This window comes from Candidatus Polarisedimenticolia bacterium, assembly GCA_036001465.1.
Classification (GTDB): domain Bacteria; phylum Acidobacteriota; class Polarisedimenticolia; order Gp22-AA2; family Gp22-AA2; genus Gp22-AA3.
In genome coordinates this window covers 216,964-236,175 of the sequence record DASYUH010000032.1, presented here as the reverse complement: position 1 = coordinate 236,175, position 19,212 = coordinate 216,964, and the positions used below count along the sequence as shown (strand labels likewise).

Sequence of the window (19,212 nt, the reverse complement as noted above, 5' to 3'; positions counted from 1 at the left end):
AAGAGAGAGACGCCTTGCTCTACAATCAGCCGTTAGCAGTCCGCTTTGGAAACGAGCTGATCCGTCACGTAGATCCGTTCTGGGACAAGATCGACATAGCTGTAGCTTGGGTGCGCGCCTCTGGGATGGCGTATCTTACCGAACCGCTTGCGAATTTCTTGAGGCAGGGCGGCGAGGCATCGTTCATCGTAGGGATTGATCTCCGCAACACGACGCGAGAAGGTCTAGAGGCTCTGCTGGCTCTGGAGCAGTATGGACGGTCCGAGACCTTCGTCTACCACAACGAAGCAGGCAGCATTTTCCATCCGAAGCTGTACCTCTTCCGAAATGAGGAGGAAGCACGTTTGATCGTGGGGTCGAACAACCTCACTGAGTATGGCCTGTACGTGAATGTGGAGGCGGGCTTGCAGGTAGACATGGGCGTGGACGAGCCAGTCGTGGCCCAGACGCTCGACGCACTATCGTCCTGGAAGGACACGGCCGGTAGACTCGCGGCACGGCTGGATCAGGAGTTTCTTGCGCGATTGCGAAGGGAAGGGTATGTGCCAGACGAAGCAGTGGTACGAGCTCAAATCCAGCGGGAGAGAGAACGAGGGCCTGGCCGCGAAGGCCCCCCGTTGTTCGGGTCACGGCGATTTGGGGCCCCGGCTCGCGCAGCGGTAGAAGCCGGGCGCGCAGTTGCCGCACGTGAGCGAGCCCGGCGGCCTGCCCGGCCAGCGGCAGAAATCACTGTTCCATCGGGGACCGTTCTTCTGATGCGGCTGAGGAAAGCGCATGTAACCGACCGCCCGACGCAGACACAGATACCTTTCCGGGTTGTGGACACGTTTTTCAAAGGCGCCGCGGAGGTTCGGAGCAGACACTCCGGACAAGGACACGCCATCATAGAAGCCTCCGCCAGAGGCGGTCGGAATACGATGAAGATGGAAATCCCGGAGATGAGAGAGTTCACCCAGCCGGTGGCCCGATTTGAGCGAACGCCAGAAGGTATCATGTATGAAACGTACGATATGGGGTCCCCGCAGGGCAACCAGATTATGGCGAGCCTTGAGGAGGGTAGGGGTAACGGGACGACACAGATGACGATCAGTGATGCCGAGAGAGCCACTTGGTGGCGGTTTATCTGAGTATGGTTCAGCCTAAACAGTTTCGGGGCGTACCAGAGCCACAATAGCTGCGAGCTTTTCGACGAGAAGCAGGCACTCACAGGCGGGCGCGTCGCGTGCTGCGAAACGCCTGCCGCCGGCGAGTTAAGACAGATGGCTGCGCCTCCAATAGGCGCCGTCGAAGAAGCGGTCGCAAGCTGGGGCCCGCCGGTCACGTCGTAGCGTCTCGCTGACGGCAAGAATGTCTCATTTCAACCCACTCCCACTTAGGGTTTGTAAAAGCCATTGTTTTCAAGAGGCTTGCTCCGAGATAAGTGTACCTTTTCATCTTTGGCTGACGTGGGACGGCCAGGTCAGATCGCGATCCGCTCGACCTCGTCCAGGGTGATCTCGTCCGAGCTCCGGTCGTAAAGCTCGGTCGTCCTGCGGGACTCATGGGCGGCGATCAACTGCGCGTTCTCGATGGTGCCGCCGTTCTCGAGGAAGGCGGTGATTCCGGTTGCTCGGAAGGTATGGCAGGAAGTCGTGTCGGGTAGCCCCGCGGCCAAGGCCCGGTGCTTGACCATCCGGAGGATGTCGTTCCGGGTGATCCGCTCGGCGGTGAGCTGCCGCTTCTCGCCCATCGTCCGGAAGAGGGGCGTCGCCCCAGAAGAGCCGCGCAATGCCGTAATGAGAGCTCCTTCTGGCTGACCGCGTGGAGCAGAACTAGGTAGGTGGCTACCAAAGATTCTTGACGTCCCAGCAGTGATTGGGGGATCATTGGTCCAACTAGAACAAAATTCCCTCCCAGGCAATAAAGGAAGGCACGATGAGCAAAAGGCAGCGACGCTTTGCAACGCGGTCCGGTGCGCCGGTGAAGCTGAGGGATCTATGGCTGGTTTTGGTCGTTTGGGCGGCGTTCTCTGCCGAAAGCAACTTGCTTGGCTACTTCGGGGGGGACCAAACCCCACCGCAGCCTTTGAACACCGACGCCGCGACAGACAGCGCCATCGACTACCTTCCTCAAGTCGCGACGGATGGCGCGGGTAACTGGGTAGCGGTGTGGTACTCGGGGGGTAGGTTCGGCGCTGACGCCGACATCATCGTCTCGCGCAGCACCAACAACGGCGCGACCTGGACTCCGCCACAGGCTCTGAACACCGACGCCGCGACGGACAACGCCGTTGACGCCGAGCCTCAAGTTACGACGGATGGCGCGGGCAACTGGATGGCGGTGTGGTCCTCAAGGGGCAGGTTCGGCGGTGACGCCGACATCATCGTCTCGCGCAGCACCAACAACGGCGCGACCTGGACTCCGCCACAGGCTCTGAACACCGACGCCGCGACAGAATCCAATGATGACTACTCGCCTCAAGTCGCGACGGATGGCGCGGGCAATTGGGTCGCGGTGTGGTTCGGATATAGGTTCGGCACTACTGTCGATATCATCGTCTCGCGCAGCACGAACAATGGTGCATTTTGGACTCCGGCACAGGCCCTGAACACTGACGCCGCGACGGATAGCGCGTTCGATTACTTCCCTCAAGTCACGACGGATGGCGCGGGCAACTGGGTGGCGGTGTGGTACTCGGCTGGTAGGTTCGGCACTGATGCCGACATCATCATGTCGCGCAGCACCAACAACGGCGCGACCTGGACTCCGCCACAGACTCTGAACACCGACGCCGCGACGGACAGCGCCGTTGACTCTGAGCCTCAAGTCACGACGGATGGCGCGGGCAACTGGGTGGCGGTGTGGTCCTCAAGGGGTGGGTTCGGCGGTGACGCCGACATCATCGTCTCGCGCAGCACCAACAACGGTGCGACCTGGACTCCGCCACAGGCTCTGAACACCGACGCCGCGACAGATCCGGAATACGGCGACGACCGCTTTCCTCAAGTCACGACGGATGGGGCGGGCAACTGGGTGACGGTGTGGGACTCATGGGGTAGGTTCGGGTCTAGCATGGACATCATCGTCTCGCGCAGCACCAACAACGGTGCGACCTGGACTCCGCCACAGGCTCTGAACACCGACGCCGCGACAGACCCCTATGACGACTCCTATCCTAAAGTCACTACGGATGGCGCGGGCAACTGGATGGCGGTTTGGTACTCAAGCGGTAGGTTCGGCCCTGACTTCGACGTCCTCATGTCGCGCAGTGGCATCCTCTATGCAGCCCTTGGGGATTCGTACTCGTCGGGAGAGGGGGTTCCTGGCTACCTTCCTGGCACGGCGAACAAGGGCGTCAACGAGTGCCACCGCTCTACAAGGGCCTACGGTTTCCAGTTCAAGTTTCCTGGAGTCGCCCTCGGTGACGAGGAGTTCCTCGCCTGCAGCGGCGCGCGAACGTATAACGTCGCGCATGGGGGCATTTCTCCAGACAGTGCCCCTGGCGAACCACCGCAGCTCGACCGAGTGTACGATGCCGATCCAAACACCTACATCGTCAACGAGAACACCGACATGGTCACGATTACCATTGGTGGCAACGATGTGGGGTTTGACGAGGTTCTGACCCTCTGTGGGACCACCCGGCGTTGCGATTCAAGTTCCTTCGTTCCTTTCGCGCCGGCCGATACGAGGCCACTGAACAAGATCCTTGCTGATCGGATTTCACTGATTACAGCACCGCGCGTCGCGATCATCTACGAGGAGATCAAGCAGTTTGCCCCAGACGCAGCAGTATTCGTGCTCGACTATCCTCACTTGTTTGCGGCTGGGGATTGCCTACAACCGGAAGGCCTGTTGTTCGACAGCGCCGAGCGGACGTTCCTCAACAACGCTGCCGACAACCTGAACGTTACACTTCAGTCGGTGGCCGCAGCTCAGGGCGTTCATTTTATCGATGTGACCACTCGCTTCAGCGGACACGAAGTATGTGCGCCCCTTGAGTGGCTCAATGGTTGGAACCCCGTTTGGATTCCTAATCATTCCGGGTCGTTCCATCCGAATTCCTTCGGACAGAATCAGTATGCGAAGAGATTGCTCTCGTATATTCAGAATCGATTAGCAACTCCTGGCTGGCCCATACTACCGACTGGTCTGCCGGCGAACCCAAATCCGATGGGGACAGGAGCACGCGTCGCCGCGGGCTCCCTGACAGTGCTCCCGTCCCTTGGAGATCTCAGGGTCGAGCCCGCGGTTGCGCCGCCATGCGACAGCCATGGATTCTACGTTCCCGGTCAGGCGGTGCGGTTACTAGGCAAAGGCTATGGCGCCGGAGCAGGACTCATTATTCGGTTGGTCGCTGACGACGGCACTTATGAGGTCGATTTTGCTACGGCGACCGCCGATGGTAGCGGCTCGGTGGACTCAGTAACCTCGATCCCGTCGGGATCGCCGACCACCGGTGATGCGCTGCTCGAGGTGCTCGGGTTGGGTGCTGACGGGGGCGCCCTGCTGCTCCTCTCACGGATCGGGCTGGGCACCTCCTTTTCGAGCGACGCGGACGGTGACACCATCCACGACGTTTGCGACAATTGTCCAACGACGAGTAACGTCGCGCAGAGCGATGCGGATGGCGACGGAGTCGGGGATGCCTGTGACGCTTGCCCGAACGATCCAGAGAATGATTTGGATCACGACGGACTCTGCGCGAACGTGGACCCATGCCCTTGGGACGCTCAGAACGACATCGATGGCGATGGCTATTGCGAAAGTCAGGACAATTGTCCGTCTGTCCACAACCCCGACCAGGTAGATTCCGACAATGACGGCGCTGGCGATGCGTGCGATTCGGCCCCACAGGATCCCACGCTTATCGCGGTCCCCGCGGAAGTAAGCGGCCTCCTGTTTTCCTCGGCGACAGCACTGGCGTGGGGTTCGGCGACGACGCAGGCGGGCATCGCGACGGTGCACGACGTGATTCGGGGCGATCTGTACTCGCTACCCGTCGCCGGCTCGACTCCTACTTGCGTTGCTGCCGGCATATCAACCGTCACAAACGATGATCCCACTCTCCCGCAGAGTGGACAAGGGTTCTGGTATCTCGTTCGCGGCCGCAACGCCCTGGGGAATGGGACGTACGGATACCAGAGTGACGGGACTGAACGGCTGAGTAGTGCCTGCCCCTAGAAGTGTGAATACTGCAAGGGGCGGTGAAGCTTCTTGTGTTTCCGTCCTCCGGTCAGGCGTTGACCTTTGATGTGGCTTCCATGATGGAAGGGGCACCCCCCCCCGCACCATTTCAACAGTCTGGGTAAGCCCGGCAAGTCTTGACCCGCTTACCTTTCCCAGGATCCCGACCATTGGTGTGCGTGTTTTATTTCATCATTAGTTGATTTGCTACACTAACGGCATGAAGAAGGCGATTGCCGTCTATCTGCGAGTCTCGACCACTGGCCAGGACGTGAGATCCCAGGAGCCGGACCTTCGTGCGTGGCTCCGCGCCCACGGTCGAGGCAGGACGGTCCTGTGGTACCGCGACCGGTTCACGGGCTCCACGCTGGAGCGGCCAGGAATGCGGAAGCTAGAGGAGGATGTTCGGGGAGGAAGGATTGAGACCTTGGTCGTGTGGCGCCTAGATCGGTTGGGCAGAACAGCCGGCCAGACAATCACTTTTCTCGATGGCCTGGGTGAGGCCGGCGTCAGGTTTGTGTCACTGCGGGACGGGCTGGACACCAGCACGGCCACGGGCCGGCTCATGCGGACCATCATCGCCGGCTTTGCCGAGTATGAGCGCGAGGTCATCTCCGAACGCATCCGCGCCGGCATCGCTCAGGCCCGCGCGAAGGGAAAGCGGTGGGGCGGAAAGAAGCGCGGGCAGAGGCACAGGCTGACGAAGGAGAAACCGGCGGCCGTGCAGGACCTTCTCACTGCGGGGAAGAAGAAGGCCGCCATCGCAAGACAGCTCGGCGTGAGCCGCAGTTCGATCTATCGGGGGATGAGGATCCTCGGCGAATCCTGAGGTAGGACATGCCCACCCCTGGCCACCATTGCCCGCAAGTCGAGGACCACATGTTGGCCGCCACCTCCCGACCGCAACCGATCAGCACCTGCCTAGGTGTGGTAGCCTTCGGCCATTCGACGCTGTGTGCATCTCAGTCACTGGTTGTTGAGGAACCCATCGATGGATGAGTTGGTTCCCCTAGGGCTACGAAACGCCCTCGAATCCGGGCAGTGCGTCCTCTTTGTGGGTTCTGGGGTTGGCGCGTGTGCGAGGGACAAGAACGGGGAGCCGGCTCCGTTAGGAAGGCAGCTTGCGAAGGACCTTGCGATACAGTTTGGCATCGAGGCGACTGAAACACCCAGCCTGCCCAAAATCGCGCAGATCGTAGAGCTCCGACGTGGACGAAGAGAATTAGAGGCATATCTAGGAAAACGTTTGACCGGATTGGAGCCTGACGATCATCTGAAGTGGCTATTTTCCTTGCGGTGGAAGGCGGTTTTCACGACAAACTATGACTCTCTGATCCAGAGAACCTACGAGCTAAGCGGCGAACCACAACAGACCCCAGTAACAATCTCCAGCACTGCCGCTTTCGTTCCCTACGATCCTCGCTTCCAGGTTCCCGTCTATCACCTACACGGAACTCTGTTCGGAACGGAAAAAGCGCGGATCCTAATCACGGAAGAGGACTACGTAGCGTTTCGCGAACCACGCCGAATGCTTTTTGAAACGCTTAGAAAAGAGTTTGCTACGTCAACGATCCTCTACGTCGGCTACGCACACGAGGACCTAGATTGGCGAATGGTCCACTCTGAACTCCGTTCAGAGTTTTCACCATCATCACCCCCACCCTCGTACCGAGTTGCACTCGACACCGATCCACTCGACGAGGAAATCCTCCGATCGCATGGAATTGAGACTATCGCAAGCTCCCTTGCGGATTTCGCGCAAGGGGCGAGCGACACCCTGAAAGCGCTGAAGATTGATCCGAGCCGGCTTGACGCGCTCAAGTCCAGCGTCCCATCAGACCTGGTGTCGGCCTTCGACGCGAACCCCGCGGCGACGATGCGGCTATTGAATTCGTGGACCTACGTCAATCAGGCCCAGTTTCAAGAGGCCCCAAACATCAAAGCATTTCTATCGGGAGATTTGCCAAATTGGGGACTCGTCGCGAGGCATCTTACGTTCGAGAGAGATGTCGAAGAGTCGGTTTACGATGATCTAATAGACTTTGCAACTGCTACCACCCCGAGCGCGGGGAGCATAATTCTACTAGGCTCAGCAGGATACGGAGTCTCAACAGTTCTCATGACGCTGGCTGCCAAATTGGCGGCTGACAGAGCAGGTGCGGTCTTCATGCATCGAAGGGGCACCCCCATGTTAGAAGGGGATGTGGAATACGCTGGCTCCCTCGATCAGGCCAGGACCTTCTATTTCATTGATAACGCCGCCGACCACAGCACTGAAATCAGGACGGTTCTGCAGCGACTTCGCGAGTTAGGAAGGCCGGCCCTCTTAGTATTGGGGGAAAGATTGAACGAGTGGCGACAGGTCCACAGCAGGCTTCGCGCGAAAGAGTATTCAGTTAAAGAACTCAGTGATGCTGAGATCGAGCGGCTATTAGAGTTCTTGGGACGCGAGGACGCTCTTAAGGCACTGGAGCCGTTGGATCACGACCTCCAGGTTGCGGCGATAAAGGAGAAACACGGTAAACAGCTCTTGGTCGTAATGCGCGAAGCCACGGAGAATCGGGGATTCGATGCGATAATTGAAGACGAGTATAGAAGCCTAGAGAATGAGTCGGCCCGTCGACTGTACGCAGCTGTAAGCTGTGGCTCGTCCGTTAGAACGTATCTAAGGGACGGCGTTCTCAGCGGGGTTCTCGACGTGGATATCGCATCACTGCATGCGGCGACAAAGGATGCAACTGAGGGTGTGATTCATTGGGACTGCCTTGACGAGTCGAGTGGTGTCTATGGGGCTCGTACGCGTCATCAAGTTATCGCTGAGATCGTCTGGAACCGGTGCGTAGCTGATTCGGACAAAGAGACAATCATCTTATCGGTGTTGAACAAGCTGAACCTTACATATTACACGGATGTGCGCGCGTTCGAGTCGTTTATCCGAAGCGACAGACAAGTGGATAGCATCGCGTCGCTTGACGGACGGATTAGATTCTTCGAGGCTGCTTGCAGAAAGAATCCAGAAAACCCGTATGTGTTGCAGCACTATGCGCGAATGCTCCTCAGGATGGACAAATTAGAGCTTGCGCTCGCGCAAATTGAACACGCCATCGATGTGGCGCCCGGCGTACGAGTCCTGTATCACACGAAGGGTTCGGTATTACAACAGCTAGCGTTAAGCGCAGCGAGTGCCGAGATAGGGCGAAAGCGGATGGCGCAAAGCGAAGAGGCCTACCGGCAAGCGCTCAGCGCCGATCCCAAGGATGCGTATTCCTATCAGGGTTTGGCGGGCCTATACCTGGGATGGGCTAAACGCACTCAAGGAGAAGAACAGTCTGAATACGTCAGCAGAGCTGAGGGGATTATTAGTACAGGGTTGAGACAGGCGAGAGAACGTTCCGGTCTGTGGATCATGTCGTCAGAGATCGAAAAATGGTTGGGTAAGCGACCGGAGACTATTGCTGCGCTTGAGAAGGCTGTCCTTGCGAGCCCGGGAAGTCCGATCGCACGGTATTTATTGGGAAGAGCCTATCGGCGAGGCGGTGAGCTGGAGAAGGCAGCAAGTATACTGCGGGGTGCGGTTGAGAGCGATCCGAACGAGTTCCGGGCTGGGGTTGAGTATGCGCAATGTTTGGTGGATCTCGGTGATCCCTATTCAAAGGCGATCGCAGTGATTAGGTTGGGGGAACTCTACGGAAAGAGAGACCCACGATACGTAGCGACCCTAGGTGGGATGCTGTTCGTTAATGGTGACTTCTCAGAAGCAAATCAGATCTTCGCGGCCGCGAAAACCGCGGGCTTTAGCTTCGATGAGTCCACGCGCGTGGAGTTCGCGCCGGGTGATCCGAAGGAACGGCAAAATCCCTGGAGGTTGGAAGGCACAGTCGTGAAAGTTGGTCCAGGATATGCTTTTCTCAGGGCTCCTGGGTATCCGGATATTTTCTGTCACGGCTCCAAATTCGGTCGATTGTTGCTGGTCAAAGACATGCGGGTGACATTCAAGCTGGCGTTTTCCGCACGGGGGCAGGTTGCTGTCGAGCTGCGACAGGCCTAGGAAGCGCCCTCGGCGGCCGTATCTCCGTGCGGGGGGTGGCACCGGCCGCACGGAATCCGGGGAAGGGGGCATGAAGAAAGCCTCGTGCAGGGTGCACGAGGCTTTGTGTTTCAGTAGTCCTCCGGCAGGAGGATGGTAGTCACCGAGCGGTCCGCTTCGGTGATGACCCAAAACTTTTCTCCTGCCTTCGACTGGTAGACCGAGAGCAAGCGGAACCCCTCGCGGAGCGAAAGCTCATTCTCTTGCCGGTCCTCCGGGCCGACATCGCCCCAGTCCCCAGCTCCGTGACGTGCCAAGGCAATCTGCACGTCGTCGTTCGAGAGCCGGTCGAAGGCGTTCCTGGTTATAACAGTGCGCCCGAGTTGGAACTTGAACGTCATAGGACTTCTCCTTCGTCAGCTTGTTAGAGCCGTGACGTTCGACCTGCCGCCGCGGCCCTGACAGCAAGGCCAGTGAGGAAGGGGCACCTGTCAAGGTGGACGCCCGAAGGGAACACCTTGACCTGGTGACGAGGCTCGCTGGTACGCTTGAAAGGACGAGGCGGCGGCCTAGAGTAGACCTCGCTCTTTGAGGCTCACGAAACCCCGCCGACTCACGATGATGTGGTCGTAGAGGTTGATGCCCATGAGCTCGCCGGCGCGAGCCATGGTCCGGGTGAACTCAACGTCGTCCCGACTGGGGTCGAGGCTCCCGCTTGGGTGGTTGTGAACCAGGATGAACGCGAGCGCGGAATTAACGATCGCAGGCTGCAGGACCTCGCGGGGATGGGTGCGGGTGGTATTGAGGCTGCCGACTGAAACGGTCTCACGGGTAATGAGCCGGTTCTGAGCGTCGAGGTAAAGGGCGACCAAGTGCTCCTTCCGTGCTTTCTTCAAGTCGCGCACAAGGGCGTAGGCTTCGGCCGGAGAACTGACGCGCGGCTCGTCGGCGTTCGGCGAGGTCATGAGACGTCGGCCGAGTTCGAACGCGGCCGCCATACGGCAGGCGTTCGCGCCTCCCATGCCGCGGACGCTCTGCCAGGTTGTGACGGGAAGGTCCGGTAACTTCTCGGCTCCGTACTGCTCGACGAGCTGCTCCGCAACTGCAAGAGCGTTGTGTCGAGCGGAGCCGCTTCCAAGCAGCAGGGCGAGGAGTTCGACGTTGGTGAGAGAGCTGGTGCCGGACCGTATAGCTTTTTCGCGCAGGCGCACCGTGGCGGGGGCCTGATTGTTGGTGGGCGTTGGCTGCAAGCTAGCCGCAGCTTTGCCCTCATCAAGTGCGGGCATACGTCCTCCTATGGGTTGTAAGGAACGGGGAAAAATGGGAACAGCTGGAAAGAGCGGCGAGAAAGTGTAACGAGCGGACCTACCTGGCGGCCTTCGAGCGGACGTCCTCCTTCTTCACGATCTCGATTGCGAGCTCGACAGCCTCGATGCGCTTGGCGTCAACGGGATCGTTGTGGTCGAGGGTGTCGTCGAGGAGAGCGCTCAGGTAGATGAGCGCCTCGGATGGGGTCATGGGTTCGCTCCTGTTGGGGGGAAGGTACGAAGGGCCGCGGCCGGAAAAGGCCGCCGGCGCGCCCTATTCGCCCACCGGAGCGGCCTAGGCGGCCGCTCTTTTTCGGTGAGCAGGGCGGTGGCTGGACTATACCAAGGCAGACGAAGCGGTCAAGCCGTGCGTCGCTGAGACGGAGAGAGCCCTGTGCCTGCCCGCTACTTGTGGAGCTGGACGGTGTTCCAGAGCTTCAGGTCGTCCTCGAGCTCCTTCAGTTGCTCCCGGGCCGAGAGCTTGATTTGTTCTAGCTCCCGGACCCGGTCCTCGAGCTCTCTTCTCTCTCGCTGGTGCTTCTCGAGATGGCGCCTGACACGCCATTCCCTGCTGAATGGCCAAGTCATCTACCTTTACCTCCGTCGAGATCTCGTGCCATAGGGCATTCTAGCGCGTTGTTTTCGCTCGCAGGATTCCCACTGTCTTCTTAAAGGGCGGGCGGAGGCGGACCCCGGTGACCGATTCCGCCTTGCGGATGACGACTGCTTCGGTCGATGCACTCTTCGGAAGCGACCTCTGCTCATCCGCCGAGATCTCATCGCGCCGAGCGTAGAACGGCTGCGCGTAGACTAGGGCAAGCGCTTGTTGCCGCCTAATCTTCCCAATGACCGGCGTCGGCACATAGGGCGCACGTACAACAACAGCAGGGCTCGATGGGGTTTTGAGGAGAAAGTGCGCCTTGGGAAGCCCCTTAATCTTCTTAAGCTGCTCCGTCAGGTATTCTGCCTCCGTCCAGAACGTTCGCGACGCGACGCGCAGCCGTTTGATGCAGGCGTTCCAAGGGATGATCGAGAACGCAGAGCCAGAGCTTGTGCTCTCGGCCTCGCTCTCGCTCTCGTTCGTGCTGACCTGAGAGACCTTTGTCTGCGCCACCGACCGTCCGTGCTGAACGGATTCGCTCTCGCTCGTGGCGCTACCGCGCGCGGTTGCAGACCCAGCAATCGATGCGGACGAGACACCCGAACCATCGTGTGAGTTCGTCGATACGATCTGGCCGTCCGGCATCACGACCTGGCCCGTGCCCATGACCGCCTGGTAGCCGGCGGCGTGCGCACTTGATGTCATCTGAGACTCACTCTCCGACCGACCTTTCGTTTTCCCGTAAGCCCTGAACCCGCCGCGTGTGACGCCGTCAGACGTGGCCTCGCCGCGACCATGGCTGTGGCCGCGGCTTGTTGACTCTGTGCTGCTGAAGGTGCGCACCACGCGCACGGCTTCGACGGGCTCAATCTCTAAGGCATACAGCTCATCCTTGACCGCCTTCGGGTCGTACTGCTCGATCGTGACTTCGCGGGTGATCGTGTCGAGTTGCTCCGTCGATAGCCCTCCGAACACCATCTTCGTCCGGCAGCAGTTCATGACGGCGTGGTAGAGCCTGTCCGATGCCTCGGTGCGGAGCTGCTCAGGGTATTGGTGTCCCAAAATGCAGTTCAAATTTAGCTCGCGGCCGGCTTCGCAGGCCACCGCAAGATCTTCAGTGGCAAGCATTTGCACCTCGTCAATCAGCAGGTAGACGGGGGTGCGTGCCTCCTTGGGGCGTGAGAACACGTAGCTCAGGATGTCGTTGATCAGGAGGCGGCCGAGGAGCCTCACATCGTCGGCGCGCAGTGGGGCGTAGACTGGCATGTTGACCACCATGATACGACCCTGGTCTACGACATCGGCTATGCGCAGGCAGTTGCTGCGACGGGCCAAAATAAAACGTATGGCAGGATCCAAAACAAAAGACTCGAGGCGCGCCACCGTGCTCGCGACAAGCTGCTCTTGCAGCGCCAAGGGATACGAGTCAAGGCGCGTGAGCGAAGCTCGCACGAATGGGTCCCGCAGCTGCGGCAGGATCTCCCGACGAAGAGGCGATCCTGGATCGAGGACCGCCAGCGCCTCCACGAGAGTGAGTTCAAGCTCCCGCGTGACGGCTAGCGCCAAGTAGAGAAACCTGGCCAGCTGTGCCGTCTGGTCGAAGTCCGACTGCCCCCACGACGCGCGAATGGCCTCGCGGGTCGCCTTCGCGTGGGTCGCAATAGGCAAGCCGTTGGGCTGGAGCGGGTTCCAGCCCAGTACGTGGTCTCCCTCCTCCCCCGGATCGAACCAAATGAGACGTTTGGCGAGGCCGTGACCTATCACCCAGTCTCGAAGCTCTTCACCCGAAGAGCCCTTCGGGTTGATGGCGATCACAGTCGCCTTGGGAACCCGCGCAACCTGTGAAAAGAGCCACATTTGCTCTCGCGTCTTGCCCGTGCCGGGAGACCCGACAATCTCCAGGTGCGTGGAAAAGAGATCCGGATTGAGCCTCAGCGGCGCGCCCGTCTCCGCTAAGGTGCCAATGAAGACGCCGCGGCTCCGAACCCGACCGCTTGCACCAGGGGGGTTACGCCAACTGTTGCGGTGTCGCATGGGACCCTCCTTTCCTTTCGGCGAGCTCGCTGAGCACGTCATTAAGCGCCTCGGCCTTCGTGCCGAGGGCCTCCGCGACTTCCTCCTCTTCGAGCCCGAACCCGCGGAGAATGGCGGCCTTGTCTTCCCATGCCGTCAGGACGCTCTTAAGCGCGGCCTTCTGGTCATCGCTCGCCACCGTCAGACGGCGAACGATGCGCGCGCGAACCTGCTCGGCCGTGGGTCTCGGCTTCTTCTCTTTCGGCCCAGACTCGACGCCGGCTTTCGTGGGTTTTGCGTCTCGGCGCTCTGCTGCGAGGAAGGCCTCCAGCGGGCCGGTCAGCCGGGCCCAAAGGTCCGGCTCGTGCTCCCGCATGTACCCAACGAGTTGCGGGTTGCTCTCGTGGAGCGCGATGAAGTGCTGGCGGATGCCATGCTGGTCTGCAATCAGAGATGCAGCGCGGCTTTTCGAGACGTCCGCCACGAACGCCGGGTCGCCCCAGTTCCGATTGACTTCGGACGACACCCGCAGCTGTGCAATCTGTTGCTTGATCTTGTTTATAGCGGCCCGGTGTGCTTCTTCTTCACGCTGGAGCGCCACGGTTCTCTCTGCGGGATCGAGCAGGACGACCTCGACGCGCAGCGTGCCCGACGGACAGGTCCCGAGAGAGCGCAACGCAATTGCAAACTTCTCGCCGTTCCCATCGATCAAGAAGCAGTACGCATGCGCGTCGCGGTCGGCCATCTCCACGATGTGTGGTACATGGGCCAGCTGCTGATTGCCAAGAAAGAGTCTGTTGTGATGATCGACGAAATTGCCGTGTTCGTCAGTGGCATGAAACGCGTCCGCGCAGCGACTGACTTCTCCGCGCTTGAAGCTGTAAACGCCCGTCACCTGGACTCTGTACACCCGGCCGACAAGCAGCGGTTCTGGGGTAAACACCTCCCGCCCGTCAGCCGCCAGCGCGAGCGTTCGGTGCTCTGGAGTCCCTGTCGCAGGCGGGGTAGCTGTGACTTTGAGGCGCCGCCAGAGTTCCCATAGCGCGAGTGCAAGTGCGGTGACGATGCAGGCCGACACCAACAAAGCTACGAAGTCGAGATTCTCGTCCATTTCACTCTCCTGGAAGCCCGTTCGCGAACGGGCGCGGGGAATCGCATCTGAAGAGAAGGGAGCGCCACAGCAGGCCGGCCGCGAGCGGCGGATGCGGGTGCGCCGGATTCAGTTGGAGGGTGGCACGCAGACGGACGGGCGCCAGGCCTTGACAATCCCTATTGATTCCTGAGGCCCGCTGCCTGATGATGAAGACGACGACCAACACCAAATTCCTCCTTGGCTGATGGGCTTAAGGGTTTGGTGCGTCACCGCCGGACGCGGGAGCCTAGAACTCTCCGTCCGGTTTTCCTTTGTGGTGGACACGCACCGGAACGCGAACATCCGCAATCAAGGCGGACCGCGCACGGGGGTGCGCGATGCGTCGGTGTGGGTAGGAATAGAAAAGCGCCGCATGAGATGCTCCAAGCGGTGAGCGCGAGGCGAACAGGTACAGTCCGCTTTACCAACTCACCACGATGAAACTTCTCACACGACGTTCTGAGGGCACCTCGCCATCCCTGATGGCCGAGATGAAATGGCCTTAACTCAAGCCCCGTCGCGTGCCCAACCACCCACGATCGTGCTGTGGGCTTCCAAAAGCAATCACGGCCTATCCTTGGGACTGCACTTCACACCTATCCGGAGCTGAGCGCCTCACGCTCAACGTCGTAGGTGGTCACAGTCCCTTTGTCGTTCACTCCCCCCTCGGGATTCCCATTGGTTCGGGGGCGTGCGCACCATGGTAAGCGGTCAACCATGTCGAACCCTGCGCTTTGATAAGGGGGTGACCTTTCCGGTTTTGGCTCCCTGCGCCGGCACGGGCAGGTAATGTCGGTACGCCGCCAGTTGCTTATGGGCCGTAACCGCGAGACGAAGTCGTTGTTCCCCTAGCTTGTTGGTGCCAGGAAGGGTCCTGACTTGAATGACCCAGCCGCGTCTTTCATCGACAGGCAAACAGCATGCGATTCGATCGATGCAGTATTCAAGTTCCTTCCGGCCCGGCCACTTCGTAGAGATCGGGAACCACCCTCGCGGATCGACGCTGTCGTACACGGTGCGACCTTCACCGCGCCGGGGCGTGATGTCCCCATGAAAGTCCGCGCCCGGTTTGGGCAGGTAGATCGCGTCGAATTCCCTTTTGGTTTCCGGAATAACCTGGTCAGCACGAAAGACGAGCTGTGCAAGCGCCGCCACCTTACCGTTGAGATGGAGTTTCCCGAGAACAAGGGGGGACTCATGATCCGGGAATCCGTAGAGCCGTTTGACGTGTTCTAAGAAAGGCGCGCGCGACAGTCGAGCTGCCCACCGGTCCTCAGGCGGCTTGCTGGAGTTGATGCGGTGAAGCATCCCATCCGCGTGACGCTTTACCGCGACCCAGCCGGGGTTCTGCGCCCGGTGACGGCGTTGGTCCTCCCTGTTATTCGCCTGCTTAACAGGGTCTTCCCTGCGTCTCTTGTTGCGGGCATCAACTGCGCAAGACGTATCTGGACAGAATTGTTTTTGTCCAGGCGGAAGAGGATTGCCGCAATGTTCGCAATCCTCACGCTTTCGAGTTTTGGGGCGTGTCTCCATGTAGCCTCCTCTTCATGGTGACGCGCCGTCAGAACTTCGACGGGCCAGGAGCGAGGTGGCTAGACCTCGCTCTTGGCGAATACTATACGCCCGGAACGATGGATCGGTCGGCGTAAGGCAGGTACATGATGAACAGAGCCCGCTGAGATGTCAGCGGGCTCTACGTTCTTCTATGTCGAAGAGGCGTCTAGGAGAATCCTCGGCGCCTCGCGTGCTGTTATTGGCCGTACGAGGTCCTACGTGCCAGATGGGCTCGAGGATAGCTGCCGGCCGTGCGAGATCGTACTGGCTCGCCGTCGTAAACCAAAACTGGCGTAGGCCGCGCTGCCTGTCGTCTACCCGTGCGAGGGTCTTTCGGATGGCAGCCATCCGCCTTTCGGAAGTGCAGACGAAAAGCACGAGCCGGTTTCTAGGGTTGTCGTACTTTTGATTGTAGGGTGAAGTATCGCCAAAGTACCACCAGTAAGACAGGAGCTTGGCGAGGATGCGAGGATGCTCCTCGGTACCACGGTCAGCTTCGAGAAAAAAGTTTCGGCGTACCCCAGCGTCGTCAACCGCGAAATATCCGTCCGGAGCGACGCGGTGGACTCTCTCCTCACCGTCAGGGTACCGGACTCTGACGGAGTCCCGAAGCGCCTCCTCGTCTGCCCAGCCGAGATGCTCGAGGTGTGAGTGCTGCTCCAGGGCGAGCTCCAGTGTGGCCCTGAACGTAGATACCATGAGTCGGTGCTCCATGAACCAGTGCATGGTAGCGTTCTGACTTGGATCCCAATTCACGTCGTGCGGCGATAGGCCATCTGCACGACAGAGCGCCTGCACTCCTGCGGAGTCCAGGGCGTAGGTAACCTTTGGCGACCCGAGGCCCGTTTCTGGGACTCCTCCCCGAACGCGAAGTTGGGGGAGAAGCCGGGCCACCAGACCATGATGGAACATGCCCTGCAAGCGTTTAGCGATCTGCCGCTTTGAGCCGGGGATGAGTGCGATGATGTGGTCGCTAGTGACGAAGCGATAGCTATGGACCAATCGAAGTATCGCTTGGTCGCGTTCGGTCAGTTCGAACCGACCGAACTGGTCCGGGTCGCGCTTGTATCTTGGAAGGCGCCTCGGTTTGGATTCATGCTCCATGCTAGTGCTTTATAACTCCCGCGACAGAGGCTTTCGCCGGCGATCTCGCCGTAAGGCAAATTGACCCCGGCCCGCCTCCGCGCGGGATGAATTAGTTTTTGCGGCGGTTGTGTCCGGCAGCGGCGAGCGAAAGCGAGCAGCGCCGACACCCCGATTTTCGAATCCGTAGCCCCATTCGGGGGCGAAGGACGAGACCTGCCCCGTGCTCTACAAGGGGCGGTCGAAGCCCGAGGTCCAGTGCGGTGTCAGCCGCACCGAGGGAAGAAAATCGGGGTGGCGGCGCGTAGCGTCCGACACAACCGCCGCAATTAGGCTGAGCTGAGCCATTTCTGGCGAAGCGAAGAGCCGGTGACCCTTCATATCTTGGTATGAAGGGCTTTTTGTAGCCTTCGCACGGTCACGTCCGTGACCTGTGCTTCAGTCGTACCCGTATGAAACGGCCTTCCCCGGGCATCAAGCCGGGCAATGGTGCAAGCATGAGACCCGCCTTACACTCCAAATGCAGTGTCCAATGGCGCCGGAATCGTTTATAAAAATGCCATGAAGCAGTCGGACTCCTCTCTGCCAGAAGCGGACGAACCAGACACAGCGGGGTCGTCGGAAATGGTGCCGACGGAGCCGCTGAGGGATGTCAATCCTCGGACCGCCGGGTGCGTGCCGAGGTCGGTAGGCGTGGTCGTAACCACCCTCGCTGAACTCCCCGACCGGGCCTTGGTGGACGAGCGGGCGTTATCTGCGGCGCTCTGCGTTAGCAAGCGGACAGTTCGAAGAATGGTCGCTCGCCATGAACTCCCGCCTCCGGTCCGGTTCGCCGGCCGTTCGACCTGGCAGGTAGGCCGCGTGCTCGCATGGTTCGAGGCACGTGCGGACCGGCTGGCCCGCGATGCGCAGCGTGCTGCTAGGTCGCTTCATGATACGGAGAACCGGTTATCATGACCGATAACAGTTAGGGGAAGGGAAACGGAGAGACGCCATGCCATACGTGTTTCAGACGAAGGACAGGAACGGGAAGCCCCATCCTCGGTTTCGATTCCAGTACACGGCCCATGATGGACGCAGGAGAACGGCTCTGGGAACAACGAGTCGCTCGGGTACAGAGAAGCTCGCGCTCCACGTGCAAACTGAGCAGGACGCGATTCGCAATGGATGGAAGCCGGCGCCCAAGCCCTCTGACCTCCCGAGGGCTGTCGCGGGGGTGATTTCAGAGTACCTGGCCTGGGGTCGATCGCAGGGCGGTCGCGCTGGACATGCTTGGGGCGTGACTCACGCGCGGATGCGCAAGGCGCATCTGAAGTGGTGGAAGGACACGCTCGGTTTAGAGACTCTCGGGGACCTGCCGGGGTCTCTGCCTGAGGTAGAGAAAGCGCTTCGTGAGTTGGAGTCGGACGGCAAGTCCGGCAAGACCGTCCAGAACCGTGCGGAAGCCTTGGCCGCGTTCTGCGACTGGTCGGTTTCTCGCGGCTACTTGGAGAGTGACCCGCTCGGGGGCCTCGCGGCTTTCGATACGTCGCCGCGGACTAGGAGACGGGCAATGACCGGCGATGAGATAGCTCGCCTTCTGCGCTCCTGTGCTCCGCACCGACGTCGCGCCTATCAATTGGCGTGCGCTTCCGGGTTGCGTGCCGGCGAGCTGCGCGCCCTCAGAGTCCGTAATCTCGACCCTGCCCTGTGTGGCGTTCATCTCGAGGCTTCGTGGACGAAGAACCGGAAGGCGGGGTTTCAGCCCCTGCCAAGCTGGCTCGTAAAGCAGCTTCACGAGGCTGTGAAGGACAAGGGACCGGAAGAGGCACTTGCCTTCGTTCCGAGCCATCCTGGGCGTGACCTGGACCAAGATCTAAAGTGGGCCGGCATTGCGAAGTGGTCCTCCGAGGGGAAGATCGATTTTCATGCCTTCCGTACGGCGTTTGTCAGCTTGATTCTCGAAGCCGGCGCCTCGGCAAAGGAAGCCCAGGTCCTGGCGCGGCATTCGACCGCAAACCTGACTATGAACGTCTATGGGCGGGCTCGGAAGGATCGGCTCGTTGAGATGACAGAGGTCGTTGGGCGTTCCCTGAAGGTCGCCAGCACAACAGGAGCACAACGCGAAACCGGTGCCAAAGCAAGTCGTAACGGAAACAGGGGTTTAGTAGGTTTGGCCGCGGGTTCGACTCCCGCCGCCTCCACCACTCAATTTGCTGATAACAAGGGGCGAGATCTTGGACGCGGGAACTGACCTCGCCGTCTCCATGGGGACGTGTATATGCCTGGTGCCTGGCGGAGGTGACTCCCTTACCTCAATCGCAGTGCCTCGATGAGCGCCGAGAGCGCG

Annotated in this window: 14 protein-coding genes; 6 read left to right on the top strand and 8 right to left on the bottom strand. The window is 60.1% G+C overall.

Annotated features, from left to right (window positions below):
* Positions 1-14: 14 nt before the first annotated feature.
* Entirely contained in the window at positions 15-1,127 is a 1,113-nt protein-coding gene (locus VGV60_06755; GenBank protein ID HEV8700956.1) for a phospholipase D family protein, read from the top strand.
* 332 nt (positions 1,128-1,459) lie between these two features.
* Here the strand turns inward: VGV60_06755 and VGV60_06750 are convergent, their stop codons facing one another.
* Positions 1,460-1,768 (bottom strand): tyrosine-type recombinase/integrase, encoded by a 309-nt coding sequence (locus tag VGV60_06750; protein ID HEV8700955.1) that lies wholly within the window; start codon positions 1,766-1,768, stop codon positions 1,460-1,462.
* A gap of 146 nt (positions 1,769-1,914) precedes the next feature.
* On the opposite strand from VGV60_06750, the gene VGV60_06745 reads away from it, so the two are divergent.
* The 3 genes from VGV60_06745 (at position 1,915) to VGV60_06735 (ending at position 9,214) form a co-directional block, all read left to right on the top strand.
* A complete protein-coding gene (locus VGV60_06745) occupies positions 1,915-5,163 on the top strand; it encodes an exo-alpha-sialidase (protein HEV8700954.1) in 3,249 nt (1,082 codons plus the stop codon).
* 223 nt (positions 5,164-5,386) lie between these two features.
* Positions 5,387-5,995: a recombinase family protein gene (locus VGV60_06740; protein ID HEV8700953.1), complete on the top strand. Its 609-nt coding sequence runs from the start codon at positions 5,387-5,389 to the stop codon at positions 5,993-5,995.
* Between the two features lie 162 nt (positions 5,996-6,157).
* Complete coding sequence (locus VGV60_06735; GenBank protein HEV8700952.1) at positions 6,158-9,214, top strand: SIR2 family protein; 3,057 nt, start codon at positions 6,158-6,160, stop codon at positions 9,212-9,214.
* A 110-nt stretch (positions 9,215-9,324) separates the two neighbouring features.
* Here the strand turns inward: VGV60_06735 and VGV60_06730 are convergent, their stop codons facing one another.
* The 7 genes from VGV60_06730 to VGV60_06700 all read right to left on the bottom strand — a co-directional run bounded on the left by VGV60_06730 (position 9,325) and on the right by VGV60_06700 (position 15,779).
* A complete protein-coding gene (locus VGV60_06730) occupies positions 9,325-9,594 on the bottom strand; it encodes a hypothetical protein (protein HEV8700951.1) in 270 nt (89 codons plus the stop codon).
* 168 nt (positions 9,595-9,762) lie between these two features.
* Positions 9,763-10,479: a DNA repair protein RadC gene (gene radC, locus VGV60_06725; protein ID HEV8700950.1), complete on the bottom strand. Its 717-nt coding sequence runs from the start codon at positions 10,477-10,479 to the stop codon at positions 9,763-9,765.
* Between the two features lie 79 nt (positions 10,480-10,558).
* Positions 10,559-10,711 carry a hypothetical protein gene (locus tag VGV60_06720; protein ID HEV8700949.1) on the bottom strand — a complete coding sequence of 51 codons (153 nt, stop codon included), beginning with the start codon at positions 10,709-10,711 and terminating at the stop codon, positions 10,559-10,561.
* 194 nt (positions 10,712-10,905) lie between these two features.
* Complete coding sequence (locus VGV60_06715; protein ID HEV8700948.1) at positions 10,906-11,088, bottom strand: hypothetical protein; 183 nt, start codon at positions 11,086-11,088, stop codon at positions 10,906-10,908.
* A 40-nt stretch (positions 11,089-11,128) separates the two neighbouring features.
* Positions 11,129-13,135 (bottom strand): hypothetical protein, encoded by a 2,007-nt coding sequence (locus tag VGV60_06710; GenBank protein HEV8700947.1) that lies wholly within the window; start codon positions 13,133-13,135, stop codon positions 11,129-11,131.
* Positions 13,110-14,225 carry a hypothetical protein gene (locus tag VGV60_06705; protein HEV8700946.1) on the bottom strand — a complete coding sequence of 372 codons (1,116 nt, stop codon included), beginning with the start codon at positions 14,223-14,225 and terminating at the stop codon, positions 13,110-13,112. Before VGV60_06705 ends, VGV60_06710 begins: the two co-directional genes overlap by 26 nt.
* Before the next feature lie 732 nt (positions 14,226-14,957).
* Positions 14,958-15,779: a hypothetical protein gene (locus VGV60_06700; protein HEV8700945.1), complete on the bottom strand. Its 822-nt coding sequence runs from the start codon at positions 15,777-15,779 to the stop codon at positions 14,958-14,960.
* Between the two features lie 492 nt (positions 15,780-16,271).
* On the opposite strand from VGV60_06700, the gene VGV60_06695 reads away from it, so the two are divergent.
* Both VGV60_06695 and VGV60_06690 read left to right on the top strand, forming a co-directional pair.
* Positions 16,272-16,451 carry a hypothetical protein gene (locus tag VGV60_06695; protein HEV8700944.1) on the top strand — a complete coding sequence of 60 codons (180 nt, stop codon included), beginning with the start codon at positions 16,272-16,274 and terminating at the stop codon, positions 16,449-16,451.
* Between the two features lie 1,984 nt (positions 16,452-18,435).
* Complete coding sequence (locus tag VGV60_06690; protein ID HEV8700943.1) at positions 18,436-19,116, top strand: site-specific integrase; 681 nt, start codon at positions 18,436-18,438, stop codon at positions 19,114-19,116.
* Positions 19,117-19,212: the final 96 nt, after the last annotated feature.

Excerpts from the sequence above, each read along its gene's own strand:
- VGV60_06745 (HEV8700954.1), top strand. The coding sequence starts at position 1,915 with ATGAGCAAAAGGCAGCGACGCTTTGCAACGCGGTCCGGTGCGCCGGTG.
- VGV60_06740 (HEV8700953.1), top strand. The coding sequence starts at position 5,387 with ATGAAGAAGGCGATTGCCGTCTATCTGCGAGTCTCGACCACTGGCCAG.
- VGV60_06735 (HEV8700952.1), top strand. The coding sequence starts at position 6,158 with ATGGATGAGTTGGTTCCCCTAGGGCTACGAAACGCCCTCGAATCCGGG.
- VGV60_06730 (HEV8700951.1), bottom strand. The coding sequence starts at position 9,594 with ATGACGTTCAAGTTCCAACTCGGGCGCACTGTTATAACCAGGAACGCC.
- radC (HEV8700950.1), bottom strand. The coding sequence starts at position 10,479 with ATGCCCGCACTTGATGAGGGCAAAGCTGCGGCTAGCTTGCAGCCAACG.
- VGV60_06720 (HEV8700949.1), bottom strand. The coding sequence starts at position 10,711 with ATGACCCCATCCGAGGCGCTCATCTACCTGAGCGCTCTCCTCGACGAC.
- VGV60_06715 (HEV8700948.1), bottom strand. The coding sequence starts at position 11,088 with ATGACTTGGCCATTCAGCAGGGAATGGCGTGTCAGGCGCCATCTCGAG.
- VGV60_06710 (HEV8700947.1), bottom strand. The coding sequence starts at position 13,135 with ATGCGACACCGCAACAGTTGGCGTAACCCCCCTGGTGCAAGCGGTCGG.
- VGV60_06705 (HEV8700946.1), bottom strand. The coding sequence starts at position 14,225 with ATGGACGAGAATCTCGACTTCGTAGCTTTGTTGGTGTCGGCCTGCATC.
- VGV60_06700 (HEV8700945.1), bottom strand. The coding sequence starts at position 15,779 with ATGGAGACACGCCCCAAAACTCGAAAGCGTGAGGATTGCGAACATTGC.
- VGV60_06695 (HEV8700944.1), top strand. The coding sequence starts at position 16,272 with ATGCTCCTCGGTACCACGGTCAGCTTCGAGAAAAAAGTTTCGGCGTAC.
- VGV60_06690 (HEV8700943.1), top strand. The coding sequence starts at position 18,436 with ATGACCGGCGATGAGATAGCTCGCCTTCTGCGCTCCTGTGCTCCGCAC.